The sequence below is a fragment of the Modestobacter sp. VKM Ac-2986 genome, from assembly GCF_026967795.1.
Lineage (GTDB): Bacteria > Actinomycetota > Actinomycetes > Mycobacteriales > Geodermatophilaceae > Modestobacter.
On sequence record NZ_JAPVBH010000008.1, the window covers coordinates 154,296 to 170,357 of the forward strand.

The 16,062-nt window shown below is 74.4% G+C and carries 18 protein-coding genes; 10 read left to right on the plus strand and 8 right to left on the minus strand.

Annotated features, from left to right (window positions below):
* The first annotated feature begins 7 nt into the window (after positions 1-7).
* Positions 8-1,654, plus strand: a complete 1,647-nt coding sequence (locus tag O2W14_RS19225) for a long-chain fatty acid--CoA ligase (protein ID WP_269177740.1) — start codon at positions 8-10, stop codon at positions 1,652-1,654.
* A gap of 77 nt (positions 1,655-1,731) precedes the next feature.
* Here the strand turns inward: O2W14_RS19225 and O2W14_RS19230 are convergent, their stop codons facing one another.
* Positions 1,732-2,076, minus strand: coding sequence for a rhodanese-like domain-containing protein (locus tag O2W14_RS19230; protein WP_269177741.1), 345 nt, complete (start codon positions 2,074-2,076; stop codon positions 1,732-1,734).
* Positions 2,077-2,147: 71 nt separating this feature from the next.
* Between O2W14_RS19230 and O2W14_RS19235 the strand changes: the two genes are divergently transcribed.
* Positions 2,148-2,663, plus strand: a complete 516-nt coding sequence (locus O2W14_RS19235; RefSeq protein WP_269177742.1) for a PH domain-containing protein — start codon at positions 2,148-2,150, stop codon at positions 2,661-2,663.
* Complete coding sequence (locus tag O2W14_RS19240) at positions 2,660-4,138, plus strand: PH domain-containing protein (protein WP_269177743.1); 1,479 nt, start codon at positions 2,660-2,662, stop codon at positions 4,136-4,138. The genes O2W14_RS19235 and O2W14_RS19240 overlap by 4 nt, the downstream gene beginning before the upstream one ends.
* 91 nt (positions 4,139-4,229) lie before the next feature.
* Here the strand turns inward: O2W14_RS19240 and O2W14_RS19245 are convergent, their stop codons facing one another.
* Positions 4,230-4,925 (minus strand): response regulator, encoded by a 696-nt coding sequence (locus O2W14_RS19245; RefSeq protein ID WP_269177744.1) that lies wholly within the window; start codon positions 4,923-4,925, stop codon positions 4,230-4,232.
* A gap of 60 nt (positions 4,926-4,985) precedes the next feature.
* Here O2W14_RS19245 and O2W14_RS19250 point away from each other — a divergent pair, with 60 nt between their 5' ends.
* Positions 4,986-5,702 (plus strand): sensor histidine kinase, encoded by a 717-nt coding sequence (locus O2W14_RS19250; RefSeq protein ID WP_269177745.1) that lies wholly within the window; start codon positions 4,986-4,988, stop codon positions 5,700-5,702.
* A gap of 79 nt (positions 5,703-5,781) precedes the next feature.
* Here the strand turns inward: O2W14_RS19250 and O2W14_RS19255 are convergent, their stop codons facing one another.
* Positions 5,782-6,372, minus strand: coding sequence for a TetR/AcrR family transcriptional regulator (locus O2W14_RS19255; RefSeq protein ID WP_269177746.1), 591 nt, complete (start codon positions 6,370-6,372; stop codon positions 5,782-5,784).
* 68 nt (positions 6,373-6,440) lie between these two features.
* Here O2W14_RS19255 and O2W14_RS19260 point away from each other — a divergent pair, with 68 nt between their 5' ends.
* The 3 genes from O2W14_RS19260 to O2W14_RS19270 all read left to right on the plus strand — a co-directional run bounded on the left by O2W14_RS19260 (position 6,441) and on the right by O2W14_RS19270 (position 8,365).
* Positions 6,441-6,986: a hypothetical protein gene (locus tag O2W14_RS19260; RefSeq protein WP_269177747.1), complete on the plus strand. Its 546-nt coding sequence runs from the start codon at positions 6,441-6,443 to the stop codon at positions 6,984-6,986.
* Between the two features lie 112 nt (positions 6,987-7,098).
* A complete protein-coding gene (locus tag O2W14_RS19265) occupies positions 7,099-7,962 on the plus strand; it encodes a manganese catalase family protein (RefSeq protein ID WP_269177748.1) in 864 nt (287 codons plus the stop codon).
* Between the two features lie 124 nt (positions 7,963-8,086).
* Positions 8,087-8,365, plus strand: a complete 279-nt coding sequence (locus O2W14_RS19270; RefSeq protein ID WP_269177749.1) for a hypothetical protein — start codon at positions 8,087-8,089, stop codon at positions 8,363-8,365.
* A 185-nt stretch (positions 8,366-8,550) separates the two neighbouring features.
* Here O2W14_RS19270 and O2W14_RS19275 read toward each other — a convergent pair whose 3' ends face one another.
* A complete protein-coding gene (locus O2W14_RS19275; protein WP_269177750.1) occupies positions 8,551-10,203 on the minus strand; it encodes a solute symporter family protein in 1,653 nt (550 codons plus the stop codon).
* Positions 10,196-10,570 (minus strand): DUF485 domain-containing protein, encoded by a 375-nt coding sequence (locus O2W14_RS19280; RefSeq protein WP_269177751.1) that lies wholly within the window; start codon positions 10,568-10,570, stop codon positions 10,196-10,198. Before O2W14_RS19280 ends, O2W14_RS19275 begins: the two co-directional genes overlap by 8 nt.
* A 168-nt stretch (positions 10,571-10,738) precedes the next feature.
* On the opposite strand from O2W14_RS19280, the gene O2W14_RS19285 reads away from it, so the two are divergent.
* Both O2W14_RS19285 and O2W14_RS19290 read left to right on the plus strand, forming a co-directional pair.
* Positions 10,739-12,019, plus strand: coding sequence for a Rieske 2Fe-2S domain-containing protein (locus O2W14_RS19285; RefSeq protein ID WP_269177752.1), 1,281 nt, complete (start codon positions 10,739-10,741; stop codon positions 12,017-12,019).
* A gap of 130 nt (positions 12,020-12,149) precedes the next feature.
* Complete coding sequence (locus O2W14_RS19290; RefSeq protein ID WP_269177753.1) at positions 12,150-12,560, plus strand: universal stress protein; 411 nt, start codon at positions 12,150-12,152, stop codon at positions 12,558-12,560.
* Between the two features lie 3 nt (positions 12,561-12,563).
* Here the strand turns inward: O2W14_RS19290 and O2W14_RS19295 are convergent, their stop codons facing one another.
* From O2W14_RS19295 to O2W14_RS19305, 3 genes are all read right to left on the minus strand, one after another.
* Positions 12,564-13,805, minus strand: a complete 1,242-nt coding sequence (locus tag O2W14_RS19295; RefSeq protein WP_269177754.1) for an MFS transporter — start codon at positions 13,803-13,805, stop codon at positions 12,564-12,566.
* Between the two features lie 66 nt (positions 13,806-13,871).
* Positions 13,872-14,219, minus strand: coding sequence for a response regulator transcription factor (locus O2W14_RS19300; protein WP_269177755.1), 348 nt, complete (start codon positions 14,217-14,219; stop codon positions 13,872-13,874).
* Positions 14,220-14,343: 124 nt separating this feature from the next.
* The gene (locus tag O2W14_RS19305; protein ID WP_269177756.1) at positions 14,344-15,009 is read right to left on the minus strand and encodes a TetR/AcrR family transcriptional regulator; all 666 of its coding nucleotides are present in this window, start codon (positions 15,007-15,009) and stop codon (positions 14,344-14,346) included.
* Between the two features lie 107 nt (positions 15,010-15,116).
* On the opposite strand from O2W14_RS19305, the gene O2W14_RS19310 reads away from it, so the two are divergent.
* Positions 15,117-16,019 carry an SDR family NAD(P)-dependent oxidoreductase gene (locus tag O2W14_RS19310; RefSeq protein ID WP_269177757.1) on the plus strand — a complete coding sequence of 301 codons (903 nt, stop codon included), beginning with the start codon at positions 15,117-15,119 and terminating at the stop codon, positions 16,017-16,019.
* Positions 16,020-16,062: the final 43 nt, after the last annotated feature.

A 16,062-nucleotide genomic window follows, 5' to 3' on the forward strand; every position in this document is an offset into this window, starting at 1 on the left:
GTAGATCGTGAGCCGCGTCACTGGCAGCATGCGCCCCATGCTCGGGCTGATGCAGGACGTCCCCCTGACCCTCGACACGATCTTCCGGCACGTCGAGCAGCACCACGGCGACGTGCCGATCGTGACCAACGGGCCCGGCGGCCCGGTGCGCAGCACCTACGCCGCGTGGGCCGACCGCACCCGGCGCCTCGGCGGCGTGCTGGACACCCTGGGCGTCAGCGCCGACGGCCGGGTCGGCACGTTCGCCTGGAACAGCCAGCGGCACCTGGAGCTGTACTACGGCGTCCCGTGCACCGGCCGGGTGCTGCACACGCTGAACATCCGGCTGTTCCCCGAGCAGCTGACCTACGTCGTCAACCACGGCGAGGACGAGGTCGTCTTCGTCGACCGTACGGTGCTGCCGCTGCTGTGGCCGCTGATCGACACGATGACGACGGTCCGGCACGTGGTCGTCATGGACGACGGCGGCACCAACGAGGTGCCCGACGACCCCCGGGTGCGCGACTACGAGACCCTGCTGGCCGCCGCCGAGCCGGTCGCGTTCGGGGTCGTCCGGGACGAGAACACCGCGGCCTCGATGTGCTACACGTCCGGCACCACGGGCAACCCCAAGGGCGTCCTGTACTCGCACCGCTCGACGGTGCTGCACGCCATGGCGGTGGTCTCCCCCAACGGCTTCGGCATCGGCGTCCACGACGTCGCGATGCCGGTCGTGCCGATGTTCCACGCCAACGCCTGGGGCCTGGCCCAGGCCGCCCCGATGGCCGGCGCGGCGATGGTGTTCCCCGGCGCGATGATGCAGCCGCAGGCGCTGGCGGACCTGATCGTCGCCGAGGGCGTCACGTTCACCGCCGGCGTGCCGACCATCTGGCAGGGCATGCTGCCGCACCTGGCCGGCCGCGAGCACCAGCTGCGCAAGATCGGCTGCGGCGGCTCGGCGGTGCCGGCCGCGCTGTCGGAGGCCTACCGCGAGCAGGTCGGGCTGCCCATCTACCAGGCCTGGGGCATGACCGAGACCCACCCCGTCGCCTCCGGCGGCACGCTGGCCCGCCGCTACGACGACGCCGACGAGGCGACGAAAGCGGCGCTGCGGGCCCGGCAGGGCGTGCCGCTGTTCGGCGTCCAGGCGCGGATCGTCACCGCCGGCACCACCGACGAGCTGCCCTGGGACGACGTCGCCACCGGCGAGCTGCAGGTGCGCGGGCCGTGGTGCGCCGCGTCGTACTACGAGGAGCCCGGGACGGAGCTGACCACCGAGGACGGCTGGATGAAGACCGGCGACATCGCCGCCCTCGACGAGTTCGGCAGCATCCGGATCGCCGACCGCACCAAGGACCTCATCAAGTCCGGCGGCGAGTGGATCTCCTCGGTGGACCTGGAGAACGCGATCATGGCCCACCCGGCGGTGGCCGAGGCGGCCGTCGTCGCCGTCCCGAACCCGACGTGGGGCGAGCGGCCGCTGGCCTGTGTCGTGGTGAAGCCGGGCGAGACCCTGACCGAGGCGCAGGTGCTGGACCACCTGCGGCCGCTGGTCGCGTCCTGGTGGCTGCCCGACGCCGTGGAGTTCATCGACGAGGTGCCCAAGACCAGCGTCGGCAAGTTCTCCAAGAAGGACCTGCGCTCCCGCTTCGCCGAGTACCCGGCCAAGAGCTGACACACCGGGGCGAGCCTCCGGCCCCGTCCAGAGGCTCGCCCCGAGCTCGCGAGGGGTGAGGGGGACGGGGTCCTTCGTCAGACGACGTAGGGCGGGCGGCCGGTCTCGCTGACCATGGGGCGGCCGGCGGCGTCCCACTCGCCCATGCCGCCGCCGACGTTCACCGCGTCGTAGCCGTTCTGGTTCAGCCAGGCCGCGACCCGGGCGGAGCGTCCGCCGCCGCGGCAGGTGACGTAGAGCGGGTCGCCCTCGGGCAGCTCGTCGAGCCGGGCCGGGACCTCGCCCATCGGGATGTGCGTGGCGCCCTCGACGTGGCCGGCGGCCCACTCGTCGTCCTCGCGCACGTCCAGGACGACGGCGTCGGCGGGGACCTCGGCGGCGGGGACGGTCGGCACCTGCTGGGGCATCATCACGCGGTCCATCGTGGCACGCAGCGCAGCCGCGCCGCCGCGTTGCGGCCGGGCTCACACCCGCCCCTGCCAGGATGGCGACGATGTCCACTGCCCTCCCGGCCCCCGTCCGGGAACCCGCCTGGTCGCTGTCCCGCTCGGCGATCAGCCTCTGGGTCGCCCAGGGGGTGGTCGCCACGGTCGTCGAGGCGCTGGTGGTCGCCGCGCTCATCGTGTTCGTCCCGTCCGACGCCGGCCTGTGGACGGTCCTGGTGCGCTGGGTCGCCCCGGTGGTCGTGCTGGTCACCGCCGTGGTCGACATCGGTGTGCAGCCGCGGCTGCGCTACCGGGTGCACCGCTGGGAGGTCACCGCCGACGCCGTCTACACCCTCACCGGCTGGCTGAACCGGACCTGGACGCTGGTGCCGATCAGCCGCATCCAGACCGTCGACGTCAACCGCGGCCTGGTCCAGCAGCTGTTCGGACTGGCCACCGTGGCGGTGCTGACCGCCTCGTCGCAGGGCACCGTGCGCATCCCGCACCTGGAGGTGGAGGTGGCCCGCCGCGTCGCGGAGGACCTCGCCCGGCGGGCGGAGCAGGTGCGGGACGAGGCCACGTGACCGACCCGGCCGCCCTGACCGGGCAGCGCACCTCCCGCTGGGTGCTGCTGCTGCACACGATCACGTTCCGGCAGGCCCGGGCGCTGGTGCCGGCGGTCCTGGCGCTGGGCGCCACCCGCGGTTTCGACGGCGGCACGGTCACCGTCGTCGCGCTGGTCGTCGGGGTGACCCTGCTGTCGCTGCTGTGGGCGGCGCTGTCGTGGTGGCGGTTCAGCTACGCGGTCGGGGAGACCTCGGTGGTGGTGACCCGCGGGCTGCTGTCCCGGTCGGTGCGCACCGTGCCGCTGGACCGCGTCCGCGGTGTGGAGATCGAGGCCCCGGCGCTGCACCGGCTGTTCGGGCTGGTTCGGGTGGAGGTGGACGCGGCGGCGGGGTCGGCGGGCGCCACGGGCGAGGAGCTCGTGGTCGACGGGGTGTCCCGCGCCGAGGGCGACCGGCTGCGGGCCCGGTTGCTGGCCCGCCGGGCCGTGCTGGTCGACGCCGCCGGCGCCGGGGACGTGGCCGCGCCGGTCGAGGAGCCCGAGGAGGTCGTCACCCGCTTCGATCCGCGCTGGCTGCTCTACTCGCCGCTGGTCGGCGGCTACCTCGCCGTGCCGCTGGCCGCGTTCGGCGCGCTGTTCCGGCTGCTCGAGGAGGTGCCCGACCGGTTCGTGCCCGACCTCGACCGGCCCGGGCTCCCCGACGGGACGCTCGCGGCGCTGGTGCTGGCCGGCGGGCTGGTGCTGCTGGTCGTCGGCTCGATCGCCGGCAGCGCGGTGGTGAACTGGCGCTTCCGGCTGGTGCGCCGCGGCGGGTCGCTCATCGCCACCCGCGGGCTGGTCACCCGGCGGCACACCGAGCTGGAGATCGACCGGATCCGCGGCTGCACGGTCAGCCAGGGCGTGGGCATGCGCCTGGTGGGGGCCGCCCGGGCCAGCGCACTGGTCACCGGCCTCGGGGACGCCGCCCGCCGGGGCCAGCTGCTGCCCCTGGGGCCGCAGGACCAGGCATGGGCGCTGGCCGACCGGCTGGTCGAGCGCACCGGGCCGCTGCGGCGTCACCCGGCCGCGGCGCGGCGGCGGTCGGTCGTGCGCGGCGTCGTCCCCGGCGTCCTGGTGCTCGTCGCGGGCGTCGTGCTGACCGTCCTCGCCGGCTGGTGGCCGCTGCTGGTGACCGGTGCGGTGCTCACCGGGCTCGGCGTCCCGCTCGGGCTGGCCCGCCACGCCGCCACCGGGCACGCCACCGGGCCACGGTCGTTCGCGGTGCGCTCGGGCTGGCTGGTGCGCGAGCACGTGGTCCTGCAGCGCCGGGCCGTGGTGGGCTGGCAGGTGCGCCAGTCGTTCACCCAGCGCCGGGGCGGCCTGGCCACCGTGCTGGCCTGCGTGGGGGCCGGCAGCGGTGGCTACGCCGCCCGGGACATGGCCGCCGACGAGGCCGCGGACTTCGCCCGCGCGGCCTCCGGCGCCTGGGCCGACACCCTCGACCCGGCCAGGTAGCCGCCCGCGGCACACGACTGGGCACAACAGAACCGTCCGGTCCGGGAGTGTGCGGCGTACCGGCGGGTAACCGGGCAGCGATGCCCTCCGCTCAGCGCCCTCCGTCCGCCACGTCCGCGACCAGGCCCACGCGCCCGGCCAGCGCCGCGGCCTCCACCCGCGTGGACACCCGGAGCTGGCGCAGCAGGTTGGCCACCAGCCGCTTCACCGTGCGGTCGGAGACGTGCAGCGTCGTGGCGATGTCGACGGTGCTGGTGCCGGCCGCGACGAGCTTCCACAACCGCCGGTCGTCGGCGGACAGGTTCGCGGCGATGCCCTGGTCGTCGGTGGGGGCCGCGTCGTCGAGCAGCTGGCGCAGCAGCGACTCCGGGATCACCGACCAGCCGTCGAGCACCGCGAGCAGCGGGCGCACCAGCGCCTCGGGGCTGGTGGTCTTGGGCAGGAACGCACTCGCCCCGGCCCGCAGCGCCTCCAGCGCCGCGTCGGCCTCGGCCAACCCGGACAGCGCGACGATCCGCACCATCGGCTGCGTCCGGCGGATCGCCGCGATCGCCCTGGTCCCCCCGGGCGGGGGCATGTGCAGGTCGACGATCGCGACGTCGGCGTTGTGCCGGCGCACCAGCGCCGCGGCCGCCGAGGCGTCGTCCGTCGTTCCCACGACACGCACCCGCCCGTCACTCTCGGGGGGCAGGAGCAGTTCCAGTCCCCGGCTGAACAAGGGGTGGTCGTCCACGACCACCACGTCCACGGGGGGCCGGTGCCCAGCCTCGGCGTCAGCGCCCTCCACGTCACTCCCCTGGTCCGTTGCGCCCGGCGTGGCTGACCGACCGCTCCACTGGAGGTGCCCGTGACCCTCGCTGCCGACACACGACCCGCTGCCCTGCCCGGACTGTTCACCGACCTGCTGCGCGTCGTGCGCAGCAGGCTCCCGCACGCCGCCCCGCAGGCGGTGAGCACCGGCGACGCGCTGGTGCGCGCCATGTGCCACGACATGCGCAGCCCGCTGGCCGCGCTGGAGTCGGTGCTGGACCGGCTCGACCCCGACGACCCCCGTGGCCCGGAGATGCTGGAGCTCGCCCGCGCGCAGGCCCACCACCTCGCCTCCATGCTGCGCACCGCCGACGCCACCGGCGGGGCCACCGAGCGCCGGGGCGTGCGCACCCTGGGCGACGTGGTGCGCGCCTCCGTGGCCGCCTCCGGCCTGCCGCCCCATCAGCTCGACCTGCGGCTGGACGACGCCGCGGTCGACGTCACGGTCGGCGACGCGCGGGTGCAGCGCATCCTGACCAACCTGCTGGAGAACGCCCACCGGCACGGCCGGGGACGACGGGTGACGCTGCGGGCGGACTGCCGGGGCGACTGGGTCGACCTCTCCCTCACCCAGCCCGGGGTGCCCGCCGACCGCGTGCTCGGTCACCTGAGCCGCACCACCCCGCCGGTCGACCTGACCGGGCTGGGGCTGTGGTCGGTGCAGCGGCAGACCCGTGAGCTGGGCGGCCGGCTGGCCTGGAGCCAGGGCGAGGACGGCGACTTCACGCTCGTGGTCCGCCTGCCCGACCGCTGACGAAGTCGAAGGACCCCCTTGCCCCCCACCGCTCGCGAGCTCGCGGCGGGACCCTGCAAGGGGGCCGGGGGCCGAACCGTCAGGCGCGGAGTGCGTGCAGGTGGGCGGTGAGGACGTCGGTGGCCCAGTCGGTCGGGGCGCCGGCGTCCTGGCGGACGAGGTGCAGGGCGAGCCCGTCGACGAGCGCGTGCAGGCGGCGGGCCTCGACGGGCAGGTCCAGGGACGAGGGCGCCCAGCCCGCCTCCACGAGCGACCCGATCAGCCGCAGGCTGGCCTCGGCCAGCTCCCGGTGCGCGGTGTCGTACACCTCCCGCAGCGCGCCGCCCCCGACGGCCAGCGAGCCCAGGTGGAGGAAGACCTCCATCTCCAGCCGCCGCTCGGCGTCCAGCGGGAGCAGCTCGAGCAGGACGGCGGTCTGCGGGCCCGGCGCCGGGGCGGTGAGGTCGAGTGCACCGATCCGCTCCCGCACCCGGCGGGCCACCAGCTCCAGCGAGAAGACCAGCAGCGCGTCCTGGGTGGGGAACGCCCGGCGCAGCGAGCCGGTGGCCAGGCCCGCCTCGGCCGCCACCGTGCGCACCGAGAGCGCGCCGACCCCGCGGCCGGACAGCACCCGCCAGGCGGCCTCGGCGACCTCCACCTCACGCGCGGCGTGGTCGATGAGCCTGGGCACCCCCGGAATGTACACAGTCGTGCTAACTTGCTGCGTGTGAACACACTCGTGCCAACAAGCGGGCCGTCGTGATCCTGGCCGTGATCGTCGCGTGCGAGATCGGCTTCTGGGTCGCGGTCCTGGGCGGGCTGGCGGCCCGGTACCTGCTGCGCGCCCGCCGGCTCAGCGTCGTCCTGCTGGTGGCAGCACCACTGCTGGACGTCGTCCTGCTGGTGGCCACCGCGGTGCACCTGCGGTCCGGGGCGACGGCGTCGCTCGAGCACGGGCTCGCCGCGCTCTACATCGGCTTCTCGGTCGCCTACGGCCACCGGCTGGTGCAGTGGGCCGACGTCCGGTTCGCGCACCGCTTCGCCGGCGGTCCGGCCCCGGTCAGGCTCACCGGCGCCGCGTACACCCGCGCCTGCTGGGGCGACGTCGGCCGGACGGCGCTCGCGGTGGGCATCGCCGGCGCCGTCCTGCTCGGCCTGATCGCCCTCGTGGACGCCCCCGAGCGCACCGAGGCGCTCCGGGCGGAGTTCCCGCTGCTGGCGCTGATCATGGGTCTCGAGCTGCTGTGGGCGGTCAGCTACACGGTCTGGCCGCGGCGTCCTGCGGGGGTCCCGGCCGGCCGCTGAGCAGGTCGGCCCCTGCGGGCCACCGGACGGCACCGGGGTGACAGCGGGCGTGGGCATCTGTCCGTTGTCGACGCGAGAGCGGCGGCACCGACGACGCAGAGGGAGAACGCCCGTGTTCACGCACACTCACGCACTCCAGTTCGAGGCCAAGCCCGACGGTCCCGACGCCGACTTCGCCCGCAAGATGCAGGAGGTGCTGGGCGGCCAGTGGGGCGAGATGACCGTCGCCACCCAGTACCTGCTCCAGGGCTGGAACTGCCGCCTGCCCGGCAAGTACAAGGACATGCTCCTGGCCATCGGCACCGAGGAGCTGGCCCACGTCGAGATGATCGTGACGATGATCGACCGGCTGCTGGACCACATGCCGCTCAAGCCCGACGCCTCCGACCGCAGCAAGGAGGCGGCCGCGGCCTACGGCCAGCACAACCCGCAGCACCCCATCGTCAACGGTGGCGGCGCCTCCTACATGGACTCCATGGGCAACCCCTGGACCGGCGCCTACGTGACCGCCAGCGGCAACCTGTTCGCCGACTTCTCCTACAACGCCACCGCCGAGATGCAGGGTCGCCTGCAGGTCGCCCGCCTGTGGAACATGACCGACGACCCGGGCGTCAAGGACCTGCTGCGCTTCCTGCTCACCCGCGACCACATGCACCAGCAGCAGTGGCTCGCCGCGATGGAGGAGCTCAAGGCCGACGGTCTCGACGGCATCCCGGTGCCCGAGGCCTTCCCGCTGAGCGAGGAGCTCCCCGAGTTCGCCTACACCTTCATCGACGCCTCCGACGGCCCCGACGCCGCCAACGGCCGCTGGGCCAACGGCCCCGCGATGGACGGGACGGACAACGTGTTCCGCGCCGCCCCCATCGCCGCCACCGCCGACGCCCCGATCCTGCCCCCGGGTGACCCGCGTCTGTACGGCACGCCGCCGGCCCCGATGACCGGCCTGCTCCAGAAGGCCAAGGACGCCCTCAAGTGAGGTCCCGCCTCCCCTGACCGGGAGGCACCCGAAGCGCCGTCGCCGTGCCGGCGTCCCCGTCCGCTCCCCGCGGACCCGGGCGCCGGCCCGGCGGGCGTCCGCCCAGCCGATGGAGGTCCGCACCGTGCACCTGTCCGTCCCCACCACGTCCGCGCCGGGCCTGCCCGCGCTGCACGCCCCCGCCCTGCACCTGCCCCGCGGCCTGACTCCCTCGGCCGCACTGCTGTCCCTGCTCTACGTCGCCGCGATCGTCGTGGCCCTGACCGCCCCCGGGCAGCACGCCGTCGCCGGCAGCGTGGTGCTCCTGGGTCTGGTCGCCCGCTCGGTCGCCCGCCGCCGCCGTCCGGTCACCGCCGTGGCCCCGTTCCGCGAGCCCGCCCCGGCCACCGCCACCGCCGCCTGACCCGGCGCCGCCACCTCTTGAGGAGGCCGTGACACGACGCGAGGCGCGTCCCCCACCCGGGGGACGCGCCTCGCGCGACGTTCACGGTCCTACGTGTGCGGCCCCTGGTACGGGGCAGCGGTCAGGCCCCGCTGCAGGGTCCCGCCCTGAGCTCGCGAAGGGTGGGGGGGCAGCGGGGTCCTTCGTCAGTGCTGGACGGCCTTCTCCGCACCGATGCCGGTCAGCGACCGGACCTCGAGCTCGGCGTACTTGTCGACGTCGGGCTTGTCCTTGCTGAGCTTCGTGCCCAGCCAGCCGAGGAAGAACGACAGCGGGATGGAGACCAGGGCCGGGTTGTTGAGCGGGAACCAGGAGAAGTCCACGCCCTGGATCAGCGAGGTGCTCTTGCCGGTGGTCGGGTTGACCGTCGCGCCGGACACGACCGGCGAGAAGATGATCAGCGTGACGCAGGCGATGAGCCCGCCGTAGATCGACCACAGCGCGCCCTGGGTGGTGAACTTCTTCCAGAACAGCGTGTAGAGGATGGTCGGCAGGTTCGCCGACGCGGCCACGGCAAAGGCCAATGCCACCAGGAAGGCGATGTTCAGGCCGGCCTGCAGCGCCAGGATGCCGAGGCCGATGGCCACCGCACCGATGACGATCGCGGCGATCCGGGCGACCTTGACCTCGGCCTCCGGGGAGCTCTGGCCCTTCTTCATCACCGAGGCGTAGACGTCGTGGGCGAACGACGCCGACGCGGTGATCGTGAGCCCCGCGACGACGGCCAGGATGGTCGCGAACGCGACGCCGGCGATGACGCCGAGCAGCGCCGTGCCACCGAGCTCGAAGGCCAGCAGCGGAGCCGCGGCGTTGACCCCACCGGGAGCGGCCAGGATGCGGTCGGCACCGACCAGGGCGCCGGCGCCGTAGCCGATGACCAGGCTGAACAGGTAGAAGATGCCGATCAGCCAGATCGCCACGACGACCGACTTCCGGGCGTCCTTGGCCGTGGGCACGGTGTAGAAGCGCATCAGCACGTGCGGCAGGCCGGCGGTGCCGAGCACCAGGGCCAGGCCCAGGGAGATGAAGTCGAGCTTCGTCGTCCCGGTGGCGCCGTACTGGGCACCGGGGCTGAGCACCTCGCGCGGGGTGGCCGAGGCGTTCGAGCTGTCCTGGGCGGCACCGAGCAGCGAGGACAGGTTGAACCCGTACTTGCCGAGCACCCAGACGGTCATGACGAAGGCGCCGGCGATGAGCAGCGTGGCCTTGATGACCTGGACGTAGGTGGTGCCGCGCATGCCGCCGACGAGCACGTAGAAGATCATCAGCGCGCCGACGACGACGACGGTGGCGGCCTGGGCGGCCTCACCGGTGACGCCGAGGAGCAGCGTGACCAGGCCACCGGCGCCGGCCATCTGGGCCAGCAGGTAGAAGAGGCTGACCACCAGCGTGGACAGCGCCGCCGCGGTGCGCACCGGGCCCTGCCGCATCCGGAAGGCCAGGACGTCGGCCATGGTGAAGCGGGCGGTGTTGCGCAGCAGCTCGGCGACCAGCAGCAGCGCCACCAGCCAGGCGACGAGGAAGCCGATCGAGTAGAGGAAGCCGTCGTAGCCGTAGACGGCGATGGCCCCGGCGATGCCCAGGAACGAGGCGGCCGACAGGTAGTCCCCGGCGATGGCCAGCCCGTTCTGGGTGCCGCTGATGTTGCGGCCGGCGGCGTAGAAGTCGGCGGCGCTCTTGTTGTTGCGACTGGCCTTGAACGTGATGATCAGGGTGACCAGGACGAACGCCCCGAAGATCGAGATGTTGACGGCCGGCTCGCCGATCGTGGCGGCGTCGGCGGCGATCAGGTCATGCACGGGGGGCTCCCTTGCCGCGCGGTGCGGAGAACTCGTGGGCCTCGAGGCGCTCGCGCATCTCGTCGGCGATCGGGTCGGTGGTGCGGCCGGAGTACCGGACGTAGAGCTGCGTGATGAGGAAGGTGCTCACGAACTGCCCCAGCCCCAGCAGGATGCCGAGGTTGACGTTGCCGAAGACCTCGGTGGACATGAGGTCCGGCGCGTAGGTGGAGAGCAGGACGTACAGCAGGTACCAGGTCAGGAAGGCCACCGTCATCGGGACGGCGAAGCGACGGAACCGGCGGCGCAGCTCCGCGAACTCCGGGGAGTCCTGGGCCTGCCGGTACTCCTGGGCGGTCAAGAGCCTGCGTTCGTTCGGTGGGGTCACGGTGGCACCTCACTGTGCTTTTCCTGGACGGTGATCGCGGTCACCTTAGGGTGTGGACGGTCACAACGGCAGTGCCGGTGCCCGATGGTCACGGAACCGTGACCGGAAGGTCCCGAGAGTGCATCCGGACGCAATCACCGGGAAACGGCGGGCTGGTGCCATGGGGGCATGGCCTCCTCCTGGACCGTCAGCTCCCGGACCGGCACGTCCGCACGGCCGGCCACCGGCTGGTACCCGGTGGCCCGCTCCGCCCAGGTGGGGACGACGCCCCTGCCCGTGGGCGCCGGCGGGCAGGCCTACGTCGTCCTCCGGCTGCGGCCCGGCGCGGAGGTGACCGCCCTGCCGGCGCGGTGCCCGCACCGGCTGGTGCCGCTGGCGCACGCGACCGTGGTCGACGGCCGGGTGCAGTGCCCGTACCACGGCTGGCAGTACGGCTCCGAGGGCCGCTGCGTGGAGATCCCGTCGCTGGGGCCGGCGGGCACCCCGCCGCCGCGCGCGGACCTGACCGCCCCCTGGGCGGTGGAGGAGCGCGACGGCTGGGTCTGGCTGGCCCCCGAGCGCACGGCCACGCTGCGGCCGCCGAGGTCGGGGCACCCCGTCCCGGAGCCGGTGCCCCCGCTGCCGACCCCGGCGGGGCCGGTCCTGGGCAACCTGGACCCCTCGCTCGAGCACGCCTGGCACCCGGTCGCACTCTCCGGCGAGCTGCACGAGGGCGGCTACGTCCAGATCCGGCTGCTCGGCCGCACCTGGACGGTCCACCGCCACGGCAGCACGCTGGACGCCGACCCGCCGGCCTGGGGCGTCGTCGAGCGGCACGGCCTGGTCTGGATCGCCCCGGCCGAGCCGCGGGACACCCCGCTGCCCGTCCCCGAGACCACCGACCCCCGGGCGGTGCGCGCCTGGCTGCCACCGGCCCGCAGCTCGGCCCCGGCCGGGCCGCTGACCGACCTGTTCCTCGACGCGGCGCACGTCCCCGTCCTCCACCCCACCGCCGACGCCCCGTACGCACCGGTGGCGGAGGTGACGCCACAGGCCGGCGGGTCGACCAGCGTGTGGGAGGAGCCGTCCGCGGGGACGCGGCGCCGCACCACCGCCGTCCACCGGGCGCCGTTCCAGCTGCGGCGGCGCACCGACGAGCTCGAGACCGGCGCCGCCCGCACCACGCTGTTCCTGCTGCAGCCCGAGGACGAGGACTCGACGCGGGTCTACACCTGCCTGTTCCTCACCCCACCGGCCGGGACGACGCTGGACGCCGAGGAGGTGGCGGCCGCGGTGGCCGGGGCGGGCGCCGCGCTCACCGGGGACCTGGAGCTGGCGGCGGGGCTGGCGAGCAGCGGGCTGCCCCTGCTGCCCCGCGACGAGCTGCACGTCCCGGCGGACGCCCCCGGCGTGGCGCTGCGCCGCACGCTGGCCGACTTCGCGGCCGACCCCCTGCGCCGGTCCGCCTGACCGCACCAGGAGCCCGGACGAGCCCCGCCGGTCGCGACGGGGGACGATCCAGCGCGTGAGCACGCCTCGTCCCGACGGGGACGCACGACCGGGACCCGGCCGCTTCGAGCGGGGCACGGACGGACCCCGGGTGATCCTGGCCGGCGTCGACGGGTCGTCCACCTCGCTGCACGCCGTGGCCTACGCGGCGGGGCTCGCGCGCCGGCAGCGCTCCCGGCTGGTCGTGGTCTTCGTGGCCGAGGCGGGTCCGGCGATGGCCGGGCTGGTGCCCGGCGCCGGGGCCGTCGTCCGGGAGGCCAACACCGAGATCGGCACCCGACTGCGCGCGGAACTGCTGCCCGTGGCCGAGGAGCTCGGCGTCGAGGTCGACTTCCGCATCGCCTCCGGGGACCCGGTCGCGGAGATCTCCCGGATCGCCGACGAGGTGCTCGCCGACGCCGTCCTCGTGGGCGCCTCGGAGCAGGCCGGGCACCGGGTGGTCGGGTCGGTCGCGGTGCGGCTGGTGCGGGTCGGGCGCTGGCCGGTGACCGTCGTCCCGTAGGTCTCAGGCCGTGGCGGGCTGCGGGCCGGCGGCGAAGGCGGTGTCGACCAGGTCGCGGTGGACGGCGAGCAGCCACCACAGCACCAGGGAGAGCACGAGCAGGCCCGCGCCGGACACGGCGAAGACCGTCGGCACGCTGGTGGCGTCGGCGAGCAGGCCCCCGGCGAGCGCGCCGAGCGGGATGCCGCCCCAGACCAGCGTGCGGTAGCCGCCCTGCACGCGGCCGAAGAGCACCTCCGGGATGAGCGCCTGGCGCAGCGACATGGTCAGCACGTTCCAGAACATGACGCCGGCCGCGCCGGCCCCGAACAGCAGGCCGGCGACGACGGCGTTCCCGGTCGCGGCCATCCCGAGGGTGGCCAGGGCGGCGATCACCGAGCCGGCCACCAGGGTCGCGGTGCGGCCGATCCGGCCCGCCAGCGGCGCCGCGGTGAGCCCGCCGAGGACCGAACCGACACCGGCGGTGGTGAGGAGCAGGCCGTAGCCGGCCTCCTCGACGCCCAGGTCGTCGAGGGCGTAGAGCACGAGGACGCCGGTGGTCATCGACTGGACCAGGGCGGTGGCGGCCGAGACGAGGGTGAGGCCGCGCAGGAACCGGTGCCGCCACAGCCACCCGACGCCCTCGGCGACGTCCCGGCGGATCGTGGTGGGCGGCCCGTCGGCGCGCGCCGGCCGGTGCCGCCCGGCGATGCCGAGCACCAGGACGGCGGCGAGCAGGAAGCCACCGGCGGTGCCGAGCAGCGGTGCGGCGACGGCGAGGGCGAACAGCACCGACCCCAGCGGGGCACCGAGGAAGCCCTGACTGGCCTCCTCGGCCGTGGTCAGCAGCCCGTTGCCCCGGTCGAGCTGCTCACGGGTCACGACCTGCGGCAGCATCGCGCGGGCGGCGCTGTCGTAGAACGTCTCGGCCACCCCGATGGCGAACGCGACGGCGTAGAGGGCGGGCAGCGACGTCGTCCCGGTGAGCGCGGTGACCGCCAGCGCACCCAGGGCCAGCGCCCGGACGACGTTGGCCGCGGCCATCGCCCGCTTGCGGTCGACCCGGTCGACGACGGCACCGGCCGGCAGCGCGAACAGCAGCCAGGGCAGGAAGGCCAGCGAGGACAGTGCGGCGACCTGCACCGGGTCGCGGGTGAGGGTGGCGGCCAGCAGCGGCAGCGCCACCCGGATCACGCCGTCGGCGAGGTTGGAGACCGCGCTGGCGGCGTAGAGCCGCCAGAACGCCGGGCCGAGGGGCGTGGACACGCCCCGACCCTGCCAGGCGGGGACGACAGGACCGTCGACCGCCGTCCGGCCCGTCGCGGGAGCCGGCTACGGCGGGTCGAGGACCCCCGCGTGCATCCCAGCGACGACCAGCCGGGCGCGGTCGGGGACCTGCATCTCCCGCATGGCCCGGTTGACGTGCGTCTTGACCGTGAGCGTAGAGAAGAGGAAGTGCTCGGCGATCTCGTCGTCGGACAGCCCGCGCACCACCAGGGCGAGGACCTCCCGCTCCCGTGCGGTCAGCTCCGCACCCGCGATGGAGAAGGCGGAGTCGGAGGACTTCGCGCCAGTGACGGTCAGGACGGCGAAGACCGCGGTGACCAGGACCCACGCGACCGCCACCACCCCGCGGTGACCGGCGCTGTAGGCGCCGACCCGGGACGAGGACCTCGACATCGGGATCTCCTCCGGTCTCGGTCCGCGGTGCGGACCTGCTGAGGGAGACCCTGGTCGCCGGCGGGGTGCCCGTCGTCGTGCTCGCGCGGTGACCGCCGTACTGCGGGCGCGGTACCCGGCGGCGTCAGCTGCGCGGGACGGCGCCCAGGAGCATGGTGCGGATCCCCAGCTGGAGGGACTCCTGCAGCTCGAGGTGGAGGACGGCCAGCGCCGGCTCGGCCTCGTAGGCAGCGCGCACGCCCGGCGGCGGGGAGCTGTAGGGCGCCAGGGCACCGGCCAGGACCATCGACTGGAAGCAGAACGTCTCGGCTGCCGCGCCGAGCTCGGGGAGATGGCGGCGCAGGAGGTCGGCGGCGGCGGTGAGCTGGGTCAGGGCCGCGCGCTTGTGGCGCGCGACCACCTCGGCGGTGACGTTCCGCTCCAGGACGCCGCCCTGCGCCCCGAGCAGGTCGCACAGCACGCGGTGGGCGGCCAGCGAGCGGGCGAGGACCGCGGACAGCTGCTCGCCGCGGTCCACCAGCGGCAGCCCGGCGTCGACCCCGGTCGCGAGGTCGTCGACCAGCCCGTCGATCCAGTCCTGCAGCACCGACTGCATCAGCTCGAGCAGCACGCCCTCGCGGGAGTCGAAGTAGCGCAGCACGTTGGACTTGGCCAGGCCGACGCGGCGGCTGAGCTCGTTGAGGCTGACGTCGGCCACCGGCATCTCCTCGAGCATGGCCGCCGCCGCGCCCAGGATCGCCCGCCGCCGGACCTCGCGCTGCTCCTCGCTCCGGGCTCGCTGGAAGGTCACGCAACGACCCTAGCATTTCAGACCGGCGGTCTCTTGACAGCGGACCGATGGTCTCTTAGCGTCCTCCGCACAACAGACCGACGGTCTCTTCACGCAGGAGGAACGCCATGAACACCCACTGGACAGCCAACGACGTGCCCGACCAGCAGGGCCGGGTCGCGGTCGTGACCGGCGCCAACACCGGTCTGGGCTTCGAGACCGCGAAGGTCCTCGCCGGACGCGGCGCCACGGTGGTGCTGGCCGTGCGTGACGTCGACAAGGGCGCGCAGGCAGCGGCCCGCATGGCCGGCGACGTCACCGTGCAGCGGCTGGACCTCACCTCCCTGGACTCCGTCCGCTCGGCTGCGGACCAGCTGCACCGGACGCACCCGCGGATCGACCTGCTCATCAACAACGCCGGGGTGATGTACACGCCGAAGCAGACGACGCAGGACGGCTTCGAGCGCCAGTTCGGCACCAACCACCTGGGCCACTTCGCCCTCACGGGGCTGCTGCTGGACCTGCTGCTGCCCGTCCCCGGCTCCCGCGTGGTGACCGTCAGCAGCACCGGGCACCGCATCCGCGCGGCGGTCCACTTCGAGGACCTGCAGTGGGAGCGCTCCTACTCCCGGACCGGCGCCTACGGGCAGTCCAAGCTCGCCAACCTCATGTTCACCTACGAGCTGCAGCGCCGGCTGGCAGCCCACGGCACGACCACCCTCGCGGCGGCCGCCCACCCGGGGGTGTCCAACACCGAGCTCGTGCGCAACTCCCCCACCCTGCTGCGGGCACCGCTGGAGCGACTGGCGCCGCTGCTCACCCAGCCCGCCGCGATGGGGGCACTGCCGACGCTGCGGGCCGCGACCGACCCGGCCGTCCTGGGCGGGCAGTACTACGGCCCCAGCGGCCTGGGCGAGGTCCGCGGGCACCCCCGGCTCGTGACCTCCAGCCCGGCGTCCTACGACCTGGCAGTGCAGCGGCGGCTCTGGGACGTGTCCGAGGGCCTCACCGGCGTCACCTTCCCGGTCTGACCCTCGAGCCCGGACGTGTCGATCCTCCTCGAGTTCCTCCGTG